The 16001-nt window shown below is 58.8% G+C and carries 17 protein-coding genes and 2 pseudogenes; 4 read left to right on the top strand and 15 right to left on the bottom strand.

Annotation, left to right across the window (positions count from 1 at the left end; translation table 11 throughout):
* The 4 genes and pseudogenes from Q1B15_RS16250 to Q1B15_RS16265 form a co-directional block, all read left to right on the top strand.
* A pseudogene (locus tag Q1B15_RS16250) lies at positions 1–422 on the top strand (IS3 family transposase); the annotation flags it as partial.
* Positions 423–1103: 681 nt separating this feature from the next.
* Complete coding sequence (locus Q1B15_RS16255) at positions 1104–2051, top strand: J domain-containing protein (RefSeq protein ID WP_299755600.1); 948 nt, start codon at positions 1104–1106, stop codon at positions 2049–2051.
* Positions 2048–2377: a chaperone modulator CbpM gene (locus Q1B15_RS16260; RefSeq protein WP_299755601.1), complete on the top strand. Its 330-nt coding sequence runs from the start codon at positions 2048–2050 to the stop codon at positions 2375–2377. Before Q1B15_RS16255 ends, Q1B15_RS16260 begins: the two co-directional genes overlap by 4 nt.
* A gap of 38 nt (positions 2378–2415) precedes the next feature.
* Positions 2416–2934: pseudogene (locus Q1B15_RS16265) on the top strand (integrase core domain-containing protein); the annotation flags it as partial.
* Positions 2935–2964: 30 nt separating this feature from the next.
* Here Q1B15_RS16265 and Q1B15_RS16270 read toward each other — a convergent pair.
* The 15 genes from Q1B15_RS16270 to Q1B15_RS16340 form a co-directional block, all read right to left on the bottom strand.
* Positions 2965–4164: an acetate/propionate family kinase gene (locus Q1B15_RS16270; RefSeq protein ID WP_299755604.1), complete on the bottom strand. Its 1200-nt coding sequence runs from the start codon at positions 4162–4164 to the stop codon at positions 2965–2967.
* Complete coding sequence (locus Q1B15_RS16275) at positions 4161–5588, bottom strand: bifunctional enoyl-CoA hydratase/phosphate acetyltransferase (protein WP_299755607.1); 1428 nt, start codon at positions 5586–5588, stop codon at positions 4161–4163. The genes Q1B15_RS16270 and Q1B15_RS16275 overlap by 4 nt, the downstream gene beginning before the upstream one ends.
* Complete coding sequence (locus Q1B15_RS16280) at positions 5575–6003, bottom strand: SDR family oxidoreductase (RefSeq protein WP_299755609.1); 429 nt, start codon at positions 6001–6003, stop codon at positions 5575–5577. The genes Q1B15_RS16275 and Q1B15_RS16280 overlap by 14 nt, the downstream gene beginning before the upstream one ends.
* 149 nt (positions 6004–6152) lie before the next feature.
* Positions 6153–6992 (bottom strand): FoF1 ATP synthase subunit gamma, encoded by an 840-nt coding sequence (locus tag Q1B15_RS16285; RefSeq protein ID WP_299755611.1) that lies wholly within the window; start codon positions 6990–6992, stop codon positions 6153–6155.
* Complete coding sequence (locus Q1B15_RS16290; RefSeq protein WP_299755613.1) at positions 6989–8542, bottom strand: F0F1 ATP synthase subunit alpha; 1554 nt, start codon at positions 8540–8542, stop codon at positions 6989–6991. Before Q1B15_RS16290 ends, Q1B15_RS16285 begins: the two co-directional genes overlap by 4 nt.
* Positions 8532–9269: an ATP synthase F0 subunit B gene (locus Q1B15_RS16295; RefSeq protein WP_299755615.1), complete on the bottom strand. Its 738-nt coding sequence runs from the start codon at positions 9267–9269 to the stop codon at positions 8532–8534. Before Q1B15_RS16295 ends, Q1B15_RS16290 begins: the two co-directional genes overlap by 11 nt.
* Before the next feature lie 4 nt (positions 9270–9273).
* Positions 9274–9519, bottom strand: coding sequence for a F0F1 ATP synthase subunit C (locus Q1B15_RS16300; protein ID WP_299755637.1), 246 nt, complete (start codon positions 9517–9519; stop codon positions 9274–9276).
* The gene (locus Q1B15_RS16305; protein ID WP_299755618.1) at positions 9519–10232 is read right to left on the bottom strand and encodes a F0F1 ATP synthase subunit A; all 714 of its coding nucleotides are present in this window, start codon (positions 10230–10232) and stop codon (positions 9519–9521) included. The genes Q1B15_RS16300 and Q1B15_RS16305 overlap by 1 nt, the downstream gene beginning before the upstream one ends.
* Positions 10229–10519 (bottom strand): ATP synthase subunit I, encoded by a 291-nt coding sequence (locus tag Q1B15_RS16310; protein ID WP_299755621.1) that lies wholly within the window; start codon positions 10517–10519, stop codon positions 10229–10231. Before Q1B15_RS16310 ends, Q1B15_RS16305 begins: the two co-directional genes overlap by 4 nt.
* On the bottom strand, positions 10516–10809 hold the full coding sequence (locus tag Q1B15_RS16315) for an AtpZ/AtpI family protein (RefSeq protein ID WP_299755624.1): 294 nt from the start codon (positions 10807–10809) through the stop codon (positions 10516–10518). The genes Q1B15_RS16310 and Q1B15_RS16315 overlap by 4 nt, the downstream gene beginning before the upstream one ends.
* Positions 10806–11201 (bottom strand): F0F1 ATP synthase subunit epsilon, encoded by a 396-nt coding sequence (locus tag Q1B15_RS16320; RefSeq protein WP_299755626.1) that lies wholly within the window; start codon positions 11199–11201, stop codon positions 10806–10808. Before Q1B15_RS16320 ends, Q1B15_RS16315 begins: the two co-directional genes overlap by 4 nt.
* Before the next feature lie 11 nt (positions 11202–11212).
* Positions 11213–12676: a F0F1 ATP synthase subunit beta gene (gene atpD / locus Q1B15_RS16325; RefSeq protein WP_299755627.1), complete on the bottom strand. Its 1464-nt coding sequence runs from the start codon at positions 12674–12676 to the stop codon at positions 11213–11215.
* 680 nt (positions 12677–13356) lie between these two features.
* The gene (locus Q1B15_RS16330; RefSeq protein WP_299755630.1) at positions 13357–13947 is read right to left on the bottom strand and encodes a rhodanese-like domain-containing protein; all 591 of its coding nucleotides are present in this window, start codon (positions 13945–13947) and stop codon (positions 13357–13359) included.
* 35 nt (positions 13948–13982) lie between these two features.
* The gene (locus Q1B15_RS16335) at positions 13983–15797 is read right to left on the bottom strand and encodes an alpha/beta fold hydrolase (RefSeq protein ID WP_299755633.1); all 1815 of its coding nucleotides are present in this window, start codon (positions 15795–15797) and stop codon (positions 13983–13985) included.
* Positions 15794–16001: hypothetical protein (locus Q1B15_RS16340; RefSeq protein ID WP_299755635.1), on the bottom strand; the 208-nt coding region annotated here is incomplete at its 5' end. The genes Q1B15_RS16335 and Q1B15_RS16340, both read right to left, overlap by 4 nt.

Here is a 16001-nt window from a genome sequence, read left to right on the forward strand (position 1 = left end):
CGGCAGATTGCTGCGCAATCGCCTGCCGGGTAATAGACGCCTCTTTGATTGCAGAGATGAAAGACATGGCGGATCAGAACCGCCGCCTGAAGAAGATGTATGCTGAGATGAGCATGCAGAACGAGCTGCTGAAGGAAGCCCTTGGAAAAAAAGTCTTAAGGCCGTCTCGCAGACGAGAGATGGCTATGAATGCAGTCATGCAGCGGGGTACCAGTATCGCGCTTGCTTGCCGCACCTTCCAAATCAGTGAGACTTGCTATCGCTACAGCCCAGCCTTGAGCGACGAGAACGAGGAGATCGCCGATTGGTTGGAACGGTTGACGGCGAACAAGCGCACCTGGGGCTTTGGGCTGTGCTTTTTGTACCTGCGCAACGTGCAAGGCTATGGCTGGAACCACAAACGGGTCTACCGGATCTACTGCGAGACGTGCCTGCGCCTTTGCAACTTGCCCGAGGCCGACCAAGGAAAACAGTGCGACAATGGCGCTGCCCATCAGAAACTCGCGAAGTGATGGATTTGGTTTCAAGATTTCTCCTTTCGCGGCGATGATCTTGATGACTTGCGTTGACCATGATCGTTCCAGTAGCAGGACGGTCAACGGCGACAAATCTACTAGTTTGCACCACTTTACATCGACCGAATGCACGGCTGCGATCTGGCCAATCACCGCAAAGTCGCGTGTCGCGTGTCGCGGGGCAAGTGCTACGATTTCGACAGTGACCAGAGTAGGTTAAGTCATTCCCTGTTGGGAGTGGGCCAGCGAGGTGCGAGTTAAACCCAGCAACCCACCTGCTCCCCAATGCCAAACCGCCTCTTTGTAGGAAGAGCGGGCGGTGGATGTTGCGAGGCCGGGACAAGGACCGCCAGTGCTGCGTCCGATGACTGCAAAGTGGCCCGACCTTTATCTTTCGGCTTGTATTCTGCCTCGGTTAACGCAGATCCTTCCGTGGTTAGAATGGTGGCAGGATAGGTGTAGAAATCAGATATGAACTGACATGGATCATGGACGTTGTAGTCTTCGCCATGGCAATCATGATCAACAGCCTTGCTTATGCGATGGCTTTGACCGGCGAGAAGCCTTGGATGATTAGAAAGATCTTGGATGCTCAACGATCCATATGAAGCCCTGGGCCTGACCAAAACGGCCTCAGCAGACGAAATCAAAAAGGCTTATCGCAAGCTGGTGCGTGAAAGTCACCCGGATCTCCACCCAGACAATCCTGCTGCCGAAGCACGGTTCAAAGCGATTGCGGGCGCATATGATCTCCTGAAGGACCCCGAGACCCGCGCACGTTTCGACGCCGGAGAGATTGATGCCCTCGGCGCCGAACGTCCACGGCGACCATATTACCGCGATTTTGCTGACGCCTCTGACAATTCCTATCGGGAGGAGCGCGGTTTTGGGCCGAATGCTGATCCTGCAGACATATTTGCAGAAATTCTGCGCAACCGGGGGCGAACACCCGACGGTGAAGACTTTAGGGGGCGTGGTTTCTCGGCAAGCGGCCCGGATGTTCGCTATTCACTGAAGGTGCCTTTTCTAGAAGCTGTAAGCGGAGGTGAAACCCGCATCACACTCCCTGATGGCCAGAGCCTTGCCGTCAAGATACCCCGTGGCACCGAAGACGGCCAAACCCTGCGATTGCGGGGCAAAGGGGGCGCTGGCTTTGGCGGCGGCCCGGTCGGGGATGCGCTGATCACAATTTTGGTGCGACCTCATTCGATATTCCGCCGCGAAGGAGATGACATTCTATTGACGCTACCAATCACTATTGATGAGGCTGTTCTTGGCGGTCCGGTGAAAGTGCCGACGATTGACGGTCCCGTCAGCCTAAATATCCCCCCGGCGGCAAGTTCGGGCCGGGTTTTGCGCTTGAGGGGCCGCGGAGTTGCACCTGTGGGGAAAAAGAAAAAGGGTGATCAGAGAGTTGAACTAAAAATTATTGTATCACCGAATATGGACTCAGAGCTGCGTGACTTCCTCTTGGAATGGCGTAAAACCCATCCCTTCGACCCGCGGGCAGAGATGCTGAAAGGGGCTGATTTATGACTGACCGATTTTCTGAAGATGAGATTGTAACCAACATCACCCGGCTATCCCGCCGACAGTTGGTCCGCTTCGTCGAAATCGAATTGATCAAACCCCAAGTTGAGGATGGCGGATACGTTTTTCGCAGCATTGATGTCGCGCGATTGGAGCTACTGTGCGATTTGGTCCACGACCTTGACCTAGATGAAACCGCCCTAAGTATCGTGATCTCGCTTATTGATCAGTTACACACCGCGCGACAGGACCTCGCGGCTGTGGCGGGCGCGATCAAAGCCCTGCCTGTTGATCTGCAGGCGCGCATTGTGGCTGAACTGACAGGACCCTGAGTGTCGTTCCCTACCATCTATCCTCTGCATTGACGCCTATGGTTCTCAGCGCGATCTTGGACGATTAAAGCCGCTACTTTATCTCGGGGAAGCTTTGCACCAACATGGGGGCGAAAGATGTGACAGACACTCTGGACCTCGCTTTGCAGGCATCTGGCTGCGATCAGGTTCACACCGCTCACAAGCCACGTCTGCTCAGCAACAATCGCTCCATTTACGTATCAGGTGATCTGGCTTAGTGGCTACAAGGCAAAGGCATGAAGCACTTTCGTGGTGCGCCGTATCACCTGCAAACGCAGGGTGAAATTGAGCGATCGCATTAGACCTTGATGAACCGCATCCTCTTGGAAAACTACTTCCTGCACGGCGATCCCGAAGCCCAAGTCGCAGCCTTCGTCGACTGCTACAACCATCAGCGATATCACGAGAGCCTGAACAACGTCATGCCGGTTGACGTATACTTCGGCCACGACAAAGCCATCCTGAGACAACGAGAACGGGTAAGACGAAAGAGGCTCGAAACGCGCCGCTTGCATCACAGACAACACGCCGCATAATCAAACCAACGAGATGAGCAAAACTCTCTCTTAAATTAAGCCGCTCTTGGTTCTAAGAGCTCCGACGACGGACAGTGCAATGATGGCCTCTTCGTCGGTCGGAATGACAAGTACGTCGACGCCCGATTCCGCCGAGTTGATGTGCGTAGCGTTGCGGTCGTTCTCGCCCTCAGCGAGGTCAACTCCCATCCACTCAAGACGGTCACAAATCAGACTGCGAACAAGCGCAGAATTCTCGCCGATCCCGGCCGTGAAGACGAGCGCATCAAGACCACCAATTGTCGCGGCGAGAGCAGCCAGCTCGCTTGCGGCACGGTAGCAAAACAAATCAATCGCCTCACGCGCCTGAGGTGCTGCGCTCGCTTGCAGGGTCGCCATGTTGTTGCTGATCCCTGATACACCCAATAGACCAGACTCTTTGTATAAAACTTGCGCGACCTCGTCATTGCTCATGTTCATATTGTCCATCAAATATAGCACTACACCAGGGTCAAGCGCGCCGGATCGCCGACCCATCATCAGCCCGTCAAGCGCAGTGAAGCCCATGCTGGTGGCAACGCTACGGCGCGTTTTCATAGCGCACATGCTGGCACCATTGCCTAGATGGGCCACTATCACGCGCTCGTCCGCCCGATCACCGAGATGCAGCGGCATGATGCCTGCGATGTACTCATAGGACAGCCCATGAAATCCGTAGCGAATGATGCCTTGATCAGTCATGGCGCGGGGAAGTGCGAAAAGCTGCGCGAGCCTGTCTTGGGTGCGGTGAAAGCTTGTATCGAAACAGGCAATCTGTGGAAGACCGGGGGCGGCGGCTTCCACGCATCGGATCGCCGTCAAGTTGTGGGGTTGGTGTAGGGGGGCCAACGGCACGAGTGTTTCGAGTTCGGCAAGGAGCGCGTCAGTGACCTGTGCCGGACCTATATGATCACGCCCGCCATGCACGACACGATGACCGGCAGCTTTGATGGTGACACCCCCCTGATAGGTCCTCAACCAATCGAGGAGTGTGGGAATGAGATCGTCATGCCCTGCGGACGCGTGAAGGGTCATGCAGGCCTCTGGCGGCAAAAGAACTCCCTCTGCATCTTGCGCCACAAAAACCGGGCTGTTTCCTATCCCGTTGATTTTGCCGCGCACGATCGGGGTTTGCGTGTTTTCTTCATCTGGATACAGCGCAAATTTCAAACTCGAAGATCCGGCGTTCAGTACAAGTATGGCGTCGGTCATGAAGCCTCCTGTGCCCTGTGGCTCACGAAGAGCTGGGCCAGTGCACAGGAGGCAAGCCTTGCGACCCTGCTATCAGCGCGACTTGTCAGGATGATCGGCACCTGCGCGCCCAGAACGATGCCCGCTGCATTTGCACCGGCCAGATAGATCTGCTGTTTGGCCATCATGTTCGCCGATTCTAAGTCGGGTGCGACCAATTGATCGGCGATACCCGCGACGTCCGATACAATACCTTTGACCGCCTCCGCTGCTGGAGAGATGGCGTTGTCGAAGGCCAGCGGGCCATCGAGTAGGCCTCCGGTGATCTGGCCTCGGTCGGCCATTTTGCAAAGTGCTGCCGCACCCAGCGTTGAGGCAATCCGGGGGGTGACGGTTTCGACCGCCGAAAGGATCGCCACTTTTGGAAGATTGATCCCAAGGGTGCGGGCAAGGTCGATGACGTTCTGAACAATGTCGCGTTTGATCGCGAGGTAGGGCGCTATGTTAATAGCTGCATCGGTGATAAGCAGCTGCTTTGGATAGATGGGTACATCCAGCACATAGATATGGCTCATCCTTCGTTCGGTGCGTAGACTGTAGGCTGGGTCAACCACGGCTTCCATAATCTCATCAGTATGCAGCGCCCCTTTCATCAAAGCCGCCACTTCACCCGTTCTTGCAAGGGCGACTGCGGCCGCCGCTGCGGCGTGGCTGTGCGGCGCATTGATAATATCAATCCCGTCAAGGTCGCGCCCTGCCGCCGATGCTACAGCTTCGATCCTGACTTTTGGTCCGATCAGAACCGGGATTATAATGCCTTGGCGTGCGGCCTCCAGCGCGCTGGTTAGTGATGCCGAATCGCAAGGATGCACAACGCCTGTTCGGATGGGGTCCAGAGGGTCGGTCGCGGCCAACAGCCTCGCATATTGTGCGCGTTGAGTGTGCAAATGGACCTCGGGCAGGACGACGCGAGGGCGGCGCACCTTTTCGCTTGGGGCAATGACTGGGGCCACACCTTCGATCACGACTTTGTCGTGTTGGTTGAGGCACGAGCATGCGAGCTTTACGTGGCCTTTGTCCTGTTTGTCCGTCACTTCAACCCGCACGGTGACAGTATCGCCCAGCCCCACAGGTAAGACGAACTTCAGGCGCTGATTGAGAAAGATAGTGCCGGGCCCCGGTAGTTCTGTCCCCAAGACAGCCGAGATCAGCGCGCCGCCCCACACCCCATGGGCAATCACCCCGTGGAAGATGTCGGTCTTTGCATAGTCCGCATCAACATGCGCCGGATTAACATCACCTGACATCACCGAAAACAGTTCGATATCCTGCGGTTTTAGCGTCCGTGTCAGTGTGGCGATGTCTCCAACCGTGATCGCGTCGTAGGTCTTATTCTCGATGTATTGCATGGGTGCGACAGCTGCATCTGGATTAAGCGCTGACATGCAGGCCTCCATGGATATAGGAGATATCGCCGGAAACGCGTTTGGCACCGTCACTTGCCAGCATCACAGCCATGGCGCCAACGTCCTCAATTGTAACACGGCACTGTTGTGGCGCGCGCATTCGTGCCGCGACGATCAATGTGTCGAAATGCCCGATGCCCAACCCGGCCCGCGTCTGAAGTGGTCCCGGGGAGATGGCGTTCACGCGGATCTGGCGGGTGCCTAGCTCTATGGCAAGGGCGCGCGCTGTGCCTTCCAGCGCTGCTTTCGCCGGCCCCATGATGTTGTGGTGGTCCGCGACCTTCTCCGGCCGCGACGATGCGTCGTTTGTAGGGGGTAATTTAGCTTCTGGTTTCAGGGACGATGCGGTCGTCTTTTGAGGTTGAGATTTGACCATCTTGACTTGCTTAGGCATAGGCTTCCTTCACTTGAAGGCGCGAAAAGCGCATCATTTCCCAATGTTGTAGATTTGGCGCTGCACTGCGAAATTGATCTGGGTAAGTCTTTCGTCCGGTTATGTAGGTTAATTCCCTTGCTTCACTTCAGACAGAGCAGACACTCTGATTACCACGCGGCGTCCGCGGCGGCTGCACCAGTACTCAGTTCGATTATCTCGGCCGTGATGGCCTCTTGCCTGACGCGGCGCAGCGTCGCCTGAAACGTCTCTAGTTCGCGCGCGATCTGGCTACCTGCCGCAGTCATCGCTTCCATCCGCGCCTCGTTTTCGGCGGCAAAGGCGTGGAGCGCGGCCTTGCAGACCTGCGCATTGAAGTAGTCCTGCCCCAACGCGGCAATGAGGGTGTCCTGAGGTAGCTGCATCAGGGGGCGTTCTGCCGTGGTGGGTGGAAGATCAGCCAAATCAATTGGAAAAAGCCGCTTTCTGATTAGGGTGGGGCGCCCTGATGCCCAGCCGGTAAAAAGAACGTCCAGCCCGTCGATGCGACCCTCGGCCACTGCGTCATAGATTGCTGTCGTGATCTGGTCGGCCAGTTTGGGAATGCCGGGCGTGTGCGAGGGTAGGGGCGCTGTCCAGTGAGGCGTGATCCCACGGGCAGCCGCGATAGACAGGCCCCGCGCGCCTATCAGAAAAAGGGAGGCGGGATTAGGCTCGCCCTCAATACTGTCGAGCACCCGTTCGCTGAAAGCGCCTGCGAACCCCTGCTCGGAACAAAAGATGAGCAGGCCAAGCCTGTCTGCGGCGCAGGTGTCCCCTTTTATTATATCATTGTTGAGCACGCGCGACATGGCACCTGCGATGGACGCGGCATAACTGTCGACTGCGACAACCTGTGTGCGGGCAACATGCGCCCGCGCGGCTGCGATACCTTTCATAGCATTCACCACAGCACCCAGCTGGCGGATGCCATCGATCCGGGCACTGATATCAGCCAGCCGTTCGGTCATGGGCTGGCAGGTGCGGCGATGCTTGGGGCCGCCTCGGTCTTAGCATCTGATAGGGAAGCGGTGAAACGGGTAAGCGCCTTTTTCAATGCCTTGCGCATTTTCTCATCTAACTCTCCCGTCTCTGTAATCCCGCGCACGGTCTCCGGTGCGTCCCTGTCCAGCATAGCAGGTAGTCCCGCCCGAAATTGGACAACCGCAGTCAGAGGTAAGGCATCCAGAAACCCCGCTTGAACGGCAAGCAGGAGCGCCACCTCATCGGCCAGGCGAAGCGGCGCATTCTGAGGCTGACGCAAGACTGCGCGGATCCTTTCCCCGCGTCTGAGTTGGTCGCGAACGCGACCTTCGGGCATGCCCCCGAACCGGGTAAACACCTCGAGCTCCAGAAACTGCGCATAGTCGAGCCGCAGCGTGCCGGCCGCTTCGCGCAGGACAGGCGCCTGGGTCTTGCCGCCCACACGGCTGACGCTCAGCCCCACATCCACAGCCGGTTTCTGCCCCTGATGGAACAGATCCGCATCCAGCACGATCTGCCCGTCCGTGATCGAGATCAGGTTGGTCGGGATGTAGGCCGACAGGTTCCCCGCATCGGTTTCCGCGATCGGCAAGGCGGTCAAGGACCCGCCGCCACGCGCCTTGGACAGCTTGGCCGCCCGCTCAAGCAGGCGGGCGTGGATGTAGAACACGTCCCCCGGATAGGCCTCGCGCCCCGGAGATTGCCGGGTCAGAAGGGCGATCTCGCGGTGGGTGGCGGCGTGTTTGGACAGATCGTCGATCACAACGAGGGCGTGACCGCCCTTGTCTCGGAAATATTCCGCCATCGTCAAACCCGCATAGGGCGCGATCCATTGCAGCCCCGGCGCCGAGGCGGAGCCCGCGACCATCACGATGCAGCGCGCGAAATTCCCATGCGCCTGAAGCGCGTCGATGGCCCGGCGCACGCTCGATGTCTTTTGCCCCACAGCGACATAGACGCAGATCATGTCGCTGTCGCGCTGCGCGATCATCGCGTCTGTGGCCAGAGTGGTCTTGCCGGTGGAATGGTCGCCGACGATCAACTCGCGCTGGCCCCGGCCAAGCGCGAACAGCGTGTCCATCACGAGTATCCCGGTCTGCACCGGCTGGGTCACGAGATCGCGTTCGATGATCGATGGTGCCGGACGCTCGATCGGCCATCGCTCATCTGCCGCGATCGCCCCCTTTCCGTCCAACGGGCGGCCCATTGGGTCGACGATACGCCCGAGCAATGACTCTCCGACAGGCGCGCTCACCACTTCGCCCGTCCCGAAGACGGCATCTCCTGACTCGACCTTTGTAGCGGCGTCAATGAACACGCAGCCAATCAGATCTGGGTCCAGAACCCGCGCGAACCCGAATTGGCCGCCCTCGAACCGCAGAACCTCGTCAAGTCGAACATCGCGCAAGCCCGAGATCATCGCCACACCGTCCCCGATCTCTTCGACACGGCCTCTGTGTTCGGGGCGCGGTCCCAGTGCCGCGCGATGCACTGCGCCTTGCGCTGATGCGGCCCAGTCTAGCGTATCAGCCGGCATTCTCGACCTCCTTCAGGATGTTCTCAAGGTCGGCCCGCCAGCTGTTGTGAAGCACGAAATGCGCGCTGCGGAGCTCGAGTCCGGCGATCAGGTCGGGCTCGGTAACAAGGCGAAACCTGGGCGCGCCGCCCAACGCATCCTTTACCGCTTGTTCAATCTCGGCCCCTTCCGCTCCCTCCGGGTCTGTCGCGGTGATGATCTCGATATCGCCTGCCGATGCTATCAGCGCCGCTCGGTCGGAGTCGGACATGCCCGCAACAGCCTCGATAAGTTGCGCAAGGAACGCGTCCTGAACCGCAGGCGTGTTGAACTGACCCAGAAGCCGCGCTGCAATCTCGACCGAAAGCTCGGCGGCCGTCGCCGCGTTTTCCTTCCGTGCGGTATTCCGGTCACGGTCAATGGCCGTGCGCGCGGCCGCCAGTAGTGTATCTGCTTTGGTTTGCGCATCCTTCCGCGCGGCTTTCGCGACTGTGTCCGCCGCCGCCTTGGCCTCGGCAAGTATGGCATCACGTTGCGCCGCGATGCTTGTGCGGGCCTCAGCGACCTCTGCCAGGGCCGCATCGGCTTTTGCCTGTGCTGTCTTGCCTTCATCCAGCATGGCCTCCGCCGCTACCTGGCGCCGGGCGATGGCCCCGGCGACCGGACGCCAGAACACGCGGCTAAGAAGCCAGACGAGGATCAGGACGTTGATGGCCTGAAGACCCAGTCCCCACCAATCGAGCGTCATGCGCTCATGCCAGTAGCGGGTTGGCGAAGAGCAGCAGGAGCGCAATCACCAGACAATAGATTGCCGTCGTCTCGATCATCGCAAGCCCAACGAACAGCGTGCGCGAAATCGTGTTTGCGGCATCGGGCTGACGGGCAATGGCATCCATCGCGGCGGCAACGGCGCGCCCCTCGGCAAGTGCGGGGCCGATAGCGCCGAAAGACACCGCGAAGGCGGCGCAGAAGATACTGGCAAGCGGAACATAGTCCATCATGAATCCTTTTTCGTTGGGGAAGGGGCAAGGTCGGTATTCGGTGGGGTGCGTGCGCCGCCCTCGACCGCGGAGGCAATGAACACCATCGCCAGCACTGCGAAGATGTAGGCCTGCACCAGCCCGGTCAGCAGATCGAGCGCCATCAATGGGATCGGTACCAGCAGGCCCGCCAGCGAGGCGACGATGCCAATGATGAACACCCCGCTCATCACGTTGCCGAACAGGCGGACGAACATGGAAAAGACCCGCGTCAGGCTTTGCAGGATGTTGAGCGGGATCATCACCGGGTTGGGCGCGGCGAAGGATTTCAGCCAGCCGAACACACCCCCGGCGCGTATGCCAAACCAGATCACGGACAGGAACACCAGAACGGCGAGGGCGGCATCGGTTTCAAGCTGTGCGGTCGGCGGCTCGACCCCCGGCACAAGCGAGGACCAGTTCGCGACGAGGATGAACAGAAAGAGCGTGCCGATGAATCCGCGATAGGGTGCGGGGGCGGCGCCCGTTGTCTCGGTAATCTGGGTGTCTAGCGTGGCGACCATCAGCTCCAGCGCGGCCTGCCGCCGGGTTGGTCTGAGGTCTAAACGGCGCGTCAGGGCAAAAGCCCCGATCACCAGTATCGTCATGATCGCCCATGTCGTGACGATGGCTTGCGTGATCGGAACCGGTCCGATCTGGAACAGGACGGTGGAGTCGAGGGGAGAGTTCATGTTTGGATATCCCCCATCCTGCGAAGCATTATCCACTTGGCGCAGAGGACCCCCGCAAACGCCGCCAGCAGGGCAAGGCCGCCAAAGAGTACGGCCATAAAGAACCCGGTGGCCAGAAGCGAAATGCGTCCCAAGGTCAGGGCAATGGCCCGTAGGGGTTCACCCCCGTTGACGAGAATTTTGGCTGTCTCGCGAAGCGCGCGGAAATAACCATATCCGATGAAGAGCCCGCCCAGAAAGCATACCGGAAGAAGCACGAATAGCGGGAGAGTAGTGAGATCGGTCATCGCGCGTTCATCCATCTCCAAGCGGTCCAGCCGCCAATGCAAAGCCCGAGCAGCATCATCGGCGCGCTCCAGAAGATGCCCGTCTCAAACTGCGCATCAAGCCAGCGTCCGAAGAACAGGCCTGCCAGGGTCGGCACCACGAAGATCCAGCCCAGCACGCCGATCTGCGCCAAACGTCGACCGACGGACAAGTCACCTTCGCGCAGCCACCGCTCGTGTCGGCTGCGATGCTTGCGGATTTCCTCGATCAGAGGATCGGTTTCGGGGGGCTCCGATGGGTTTTCGGTCATCGGAACTGTCCCGTGTCTGCGCCCTGGCGCAACCTGCTTATCATCTGCCGGATGGCGTCCATCTGCAGTCGCATCGTCTCGACATGCTCAACCCGTTCTTCGTCGGTATCCGACTTGAAGCGAGCCAGAACCTCCGCGTCCAGCGTGGCCAGATCGTCGCCCGCCACCGCCTCGCGGGTAGCGATCGCGACGGTCCTACCGCCGGTCACGGTCAGCAACCCGCCGCGCAAGGCGCAGAACCGCTCGAGCCCGGCGGTTTTCCAGCTGAGGATGGAAACCGCGAGCACGGTCAGGAACGGGGCATGGCCGGGCCGAATGCCGAAGCTGCCGCTGGCATCCTGAGCCCGCAAGCTGTCGGCATCCTCATCCACAACGACGGACAGGGGGGTCACGATCCGCAATCTCATGCCGCGGCCTCGGCGTCGGTGGCGTCTGACGCATTTGCGGCAGCCTCTTTCTTTCTTGCGTCCTCCAGCGTGCCGACCATGTAGAGCGAGCTTTCGGACCACTCGTCGGCCTCGCCGTCCAGTATGGCGCGGCACCCCGACAAGGTCTCGGCAAGCGGCACGCTGGCGCCCGGCGTACCAGTAAAGGCCTCTGTCACCATGAAAGGCTGGGTGAGGAACCGCTGCAACCGTCGTGCTCGCTTCACAATCAGGCGGTCGGCGGTGCCCAGTTCCTCGACCCCTAGCAGCGAAATGATGTCGGTCAACTCGCGGAACCGTGCCAGTGTCTGACGGACCTCTTCGGCGATCTGGTAGTGGTCGCCGCCGACAACCAGCGGATCGAGCAGCATGGAAGACGATCCCAGCGGGTCAATCGCCGGATAGAACCCCTCGGAGGCCCGGGCGCGGGATAACATGATGACGCAATCCATATGACCGGAAATTGTGGTTACCGCGGGGTCGGTGAAATCATCGGCTGGCACATAGACCGCCTGAATGGCGGTAACGGCAGACCCTGCCACAGAGGCAATACGCTCTTGCAGGCCCGCCACCTCGGTCGCCAGCGTTGGCTGGTAGCCAACGCGCGACGGCAGACGACCAAGCAGGCTGGATACCTCGGCTCCGGCCTGAACAAAGCGGAAAACGTTGTCCATCAGAAGAAGGACGTTCTTGTGCTTCTGGTCGCGGAAATATTCCGAAATTGTCAAGGCTGTCAGCGGAGCCCGCCAGCGCGCTCCGGGTGGCTCGTTCATCTGACCGTAAACCAGCACGGTGCGGTCCAGCACGCCCGAGTCCTGCATTTCGGTCAGCAGCTCATGCCCCTCGCGTGATCTCTCACCCACGCCCGCGAAGACCGAGATACCTTCGTATTTCTCGACCATGGCGCGGATCAGTTCCATCACTAAAACGGTCTTACCGACCCCGGCGCCGCCGAACATCGCGGCCTTGCCGCCCTGCGCCATGGGCGTCAGCAGGTCGATCAACTTGATGCCAGTCTCGAACACATCGGTGGCGCCAGTCTGGGATTTCAGAAGCGGCGGCAGCGCATGGATCGGCCGACGCGGTGTAACGTCAGGAAGGGCAGGCCCGTCGTCCTGCGGATTGCCCACCACATCCAGAAGCCGCCCGAGAACGGCTTTGCCCACAGGCACGGTGACCGGCCCGCCTGTCGCGCGAACCGCCACCCCGCGCGCGAGACCAGCCGTCGACTGGAAGGCAACAGCCCGTAGCGTCGTCAGGTCAAGATGGCTGTGAACTTCTAGGATAAGGGGCGTTGGCAGGTCCCACTGCACCTCTAGCGCTGTATTGATCGGCGGCATTTTGGTCTGCGCAAAGACCACATCCACAACGGCTCCCCTGACGGCGTGGACGATGCCGTTTGGTTGGGCAGTCGTGTCCGCGGATGTCTCTGGCGCCCGCATGTGTCTTGGTCTCTCCGATGTGCGTCTTCTGCTTAAGCTCCAATCTTACGCAAAGGCCCGAGACGTCGTGCTGATCTATGTCAAATCTGCGCCGCAAAGCCGATCGCTCCGACGCAAATCAAGAAATGAAGGAGAAAAACCTTTGCGACTAATCCTGATCAGTGCGCATCGGGCGGCTGAAACACAAAAGGAGCTAATGGTGTCGGACGTCAGCACTCCTGGGACAGATTTGAGGATTTGAATACGGGAGGATTTCTGGTTCATCTTATCGATTAGGAGATCGAGATGACGAAGAAGCCACAGACATCGAAAGACGCCGCGACACCTGGGTGGTTATTGTCGTCGTCAACGGAGTCGCTCAACTTCGTACGATCGAAATCGGCCCGAACAATGGCATCGAAGCACAGGTTACGAGTGGGTTGTCCAAGGACGAACGTGTAGTCCTCTATCCCACTTCCGGCCTGTCTGAAGGGATGAGCGTTGTGGAGCGGGTCATCAATTGAACAGGCATTGTCAGATTAAACTCACCTGCTAGAGCTTGTGAATGGAATCTCGGATGCTTTCGCGTCGCGTTTTTTGATAATCATGAGGCAAACAGCGGAATTGTGTCCGAGCCTATAAGGTCAGGGCGGCTGCGGAGTGAGCAGTTCCGTTTAATCTGATACCGCCGGATAAGGGCCTCATTCGCTGCCAGTTACGGTTAGGCCCAGCATGCGCCAAACCTGCATACCTCCGCGGTAATAAGAGATGCGGTCCGCGGGGTATCCCGCCGCGATCATACTGCGGATTGCTGTGGGCGACTGGCCGCACCAGGTTCCGTTGCAGAAGAGAGCCGCGCTTTTCGCCTCGGTACAGTCCCAGCCTTCGAAATCTGGCTCGCAACCCAGTTGGCCTAACTCGTCTAGGATAAACGTGTAGGGGATGCTGACCGCGCCGGGAATGGTGCCGCCCTCGAACCAGTCGCGGGTGCGGCTGTCCACAACCACTGCATCCAAATCCTGCAGCATCTCTATCAATTCCAATTCGCCAATGGTGGTTACCCCCTCCGCAGGCGTGTTTGGTTGTATGCAGAAGTTCGGGCAGGGGCGAGATGTCCGCGCCCATTCACCGTCGATTTTGTTATCAGTGTCCTGAATTCTGCGTATCTCCACAGGGCCGTTTGGAGTATCCACAGTGACGTAGGGCATGCCTTTGGCTATGCTCACTTCGGTTTCGGCCATCGCGGATACCGCTGCGATTGATAGAGCGATTGTAAGGGTAAATGCTTTCATGATGTTCTCCTCGCTACGTCAATGCTGGACCAGCCTCATAATTGATACACATAAGGTCCAGGCGCTGCTTCGAGTGGCGGGAACCCCTTGTCCGCTGCGCCGGTGGCGGGTGGTGGGGCGACGTCGCTACTTCTCGCCTTTAGCCAGTCCGTCCAGGCGGGCCACCAAGAGCCGGGCTGAGCGGGGTTCCGTGCAAACCATGCATCTGGACCAACGTAGCGCGCACCGGCAGGTCGAAGGGAAAGCCGGAAGTGTCCGCGCTCAGCCTCCGGTTCATTGATGATACCGCCATTATGGCCACCACTGGTCAGCACAAAGGTCAGATCGCTGTCAGTGAATAGCTGCGTCTTATAGACTGAGCGCCACGGCGCGATGTGGTCGGTTTCGGTGCCCACAGCAAAAATGGGGGCGGCAATATCTTTCATTGCGATGACACGCCCTTCAACCGCAAAGCGACCAGCGGTAAGCCGGTTTTCGAGAAAAAGGCCGCGCAGGTATTCCGAATGCATCCGGGCGGGCATGCGGGTGGTATCGGTCACCCAGACCCCCATATCCGTCGGCAGATCTTCCTTGCCTAAAAAATAACGACGCACCGCACGGCTATAGATCAGGTCTTCAGAGCGGATTGCGGAAAAGGCACGCGCCATTTGCGGCCGGTCCAAGTAGCCTTTTTCCCACATCATATCTTCTAGAAAAGTGATCTGGCTTTCGTCCAAAAACAACAGCAGCTCGCCCGCTTCCAGGAAATCAATTTGTGCTGCCATGAGTGTGATCGATGCAAGACGAGTATCATTGTCCCGCGCCATGGTGGCAGCCGCGATCGCCAGCATCGTTCCGCCAAGGCAATAGCCAACCGCATGGACCTGTCTGTCCGGGACGATGGCGTTGACTGCATCAAGCGCCGCCATCACGCCCTGCTTCCTGTAGTCTTCGAGCGATAACTCGGCCTGATCCGAGGTCGGATTGCACCAAGAGATCATGAACACGGTGTAACCCTGCTCCACCAAGTAGCGGACCATGGAATTATGCGGGCTCAGATCGAGTATGTAGTATTTCATGATCCAGGCGGGCACGATCAGGATCGGCTCGGCCTGAACCTTTTCGGTCTGTGGTGCGTATTGGATCAGTTCGAACAGATCGTTGCGAAACACCACTTCGCCGGGAGTACAGGCTAGTTCCTTGCCGATCTCGTAGCCTTTGGGCGCAGGCTCATGTACCTGTGCAATTGTGTTCAGGTAGTCATGAAGAAAATGCGTACCGCCCTCGGCAAGGTTCGCCCCCTTACAGGCCATAGTTTGTTCGATGATCTCGGGATTAAGCACCGGGAAATTCGATGGGGACATCATATCGAGCGTCTGGCGCGCCATGAAACGGGTGCGGTCAGCATCCTCGGGGCGCAAGCCACGCAAATGGTCAGTCGCGTAGTCCCACCAGTCCTGCACTGCCAGAAACCCCTGGCTCCAGACGTTGAAGGGGGCTTTTTTCCAGCCCGGATGTTTAAAGCGGTGGTCATACGGCTTCGGCGTGAAAGCGGGTGGCACATCAGGGGTCGCGGTGATCGCCTGTTTAATCAGCTTCGCCAGATTTTCCTGTGCATGTTCGGCCAACTCAAGCTGACGGCCCGGCGCACGGGAGATGTGCAGCGTCCAGTCGCCCCATGCCTCAATGAACGCATGTGGCGAGACACCACCAGTTATCATGGCAACTGCGGCACGGGAGGCCTGGTCCAGGTTCTCATGAACATGGGGCTCGTGCTGGTGGGCCTGCTCGCTGGACGCGATTACGGCGGGCAGTTGAGTACGCGTAGGCGTTGCATGTTTGGCTTTATCTGGCTTGGCCGCTTTGGTCATTTGGTACTTTCCAATGCAGGGCGATCTGCTTCGCCGGTACTTTTGGGGCAGGGCTTGGTGTGCGACTTTTGGGTGGTTTCTGGATCGAGGCAGCTCTTGATGGCGTCGAGATCCAGCGTTTCTTCCGCTTCCAACTTAGCGACAAGACGCTCGACCGCTTCACGATGGGTTTCGATCAGGTGAAGTGCCTCATTCTCAGCAGTG

The organism is uncultured Boseongicola sp., from assembly GCF_937988555.1.
Taxonomy (GTDB): Bacteria; Pseudomonadota; Alphaproteobacteria; order Rhodobacterales; family Rhodobacteraceae; genus Boseongicola.

Bases quoted from the DNA above. Each gene is read 5' to 3' on its own strand.
- Q1B15_RS16255 (WP_299755600.1), top strand. From the start codon at position 1,104: ATGCTCAACGATCCATATGAAGCCCTGGGCCTGACCAAAACGGCCTCA.
- Q1B15_RS16260 (WP_299755601.1), top strand. From the start codon at position 2,048: ATGACTGACCGATTTTCTGAAGATGAGATTGTAACCAACATCACCCGG.
- Q1B15_RS16270 (WP_299755604.1), bottom strand. From the start codon at position 4,164: ATGACCGACGCCATACTTGTACTGAACGCCGGATCTTCGAGTTTGAAA.
- Q1B15_RS16275 (WP_299755607.1), bottom strand. From the start codon at position 5,588: ATGTCAGCGCTTAATCCAGATGCAGCTGTCGCACCCATGCAATACATC.
- Q1B15_RS16280 (WP_299755609.1), bottom strand. From the start codon at position 6,003: ATGCCTAAGCAAGTCAAGATGGTCAAATCTCAACCTCAAAAGACGACC.
- Q1B15_RS16285 (WP_299755611.1), bottom strand. From the start codon at position 6,992: ATGACCGAACGGCTGGCTGATATCAGTGCCCGGATCGATGGCATCCGC.
- Q1B15_RS16290 (WP_299755613.1), bottom strand. From the start codon at position 8,542: ATGCCGGCTGATACGCTAGACTGGGCCGCATCAGCGCAAGGCGCAGTG.
- Q1B15_RS16295 (WP_299755615.1), bottom strand. From the start codon at position 9,269: ATGACGCTCGATTGGTGGGGACTGGGTCTTCAGGCCATCAACGTCCTG.
- Q1B15_RS16300 (WP_299755637.1), bottom strand. From the start codon at position 9,519: ATGGACTATGTTCCGCTTGCCAGTATCTTCTGCGCCGCCTTCGCGGTG.
- Q1B15_RS16305 (WP_299755618.1), bottom strand. From the start codon at position 10,232: ATGAACTCTCCCCTCGACTCCACCGTCCTGTTCCAGATCGGACCGGTT.
- Q1B15_RS16310 (WP_299755621.1), bottom strand. From the start codon at position 10,519: ATGACCGATCTCACTACTCTCCCGCTATTCGTGCTTCTTCCGGTATGC.
- Q1B15_RS16315 (WP_299755624.1), bottom strand. From the start codon at position 10,809: ATGACCGAAAACCCATCGGAGCCCCCCGAAACCGATCCTCTGATCGAG.
- atpD (WP_299755627.1), bottom strand. From the start codon at position 12,676: ATGCGGGCGCCAGAGACATCCGCGGACACGACTGCCCAACCAAACGGC.
- Q1B15_RS16330 (WP_299755630.1), bottom strand. From the start codon at position 13,947: ATGAAAGCATTTACCCTTACAATCGCTCTATCAATCGCAGCGGTATCC.
- Q1B15_RS16335 (WP_299755633.1), bottom strand. From the start codon at position 15,797: ATGACCAAAGCGGCCAAGCCAGATAAAGCCAAACATGCAACGCCTACG.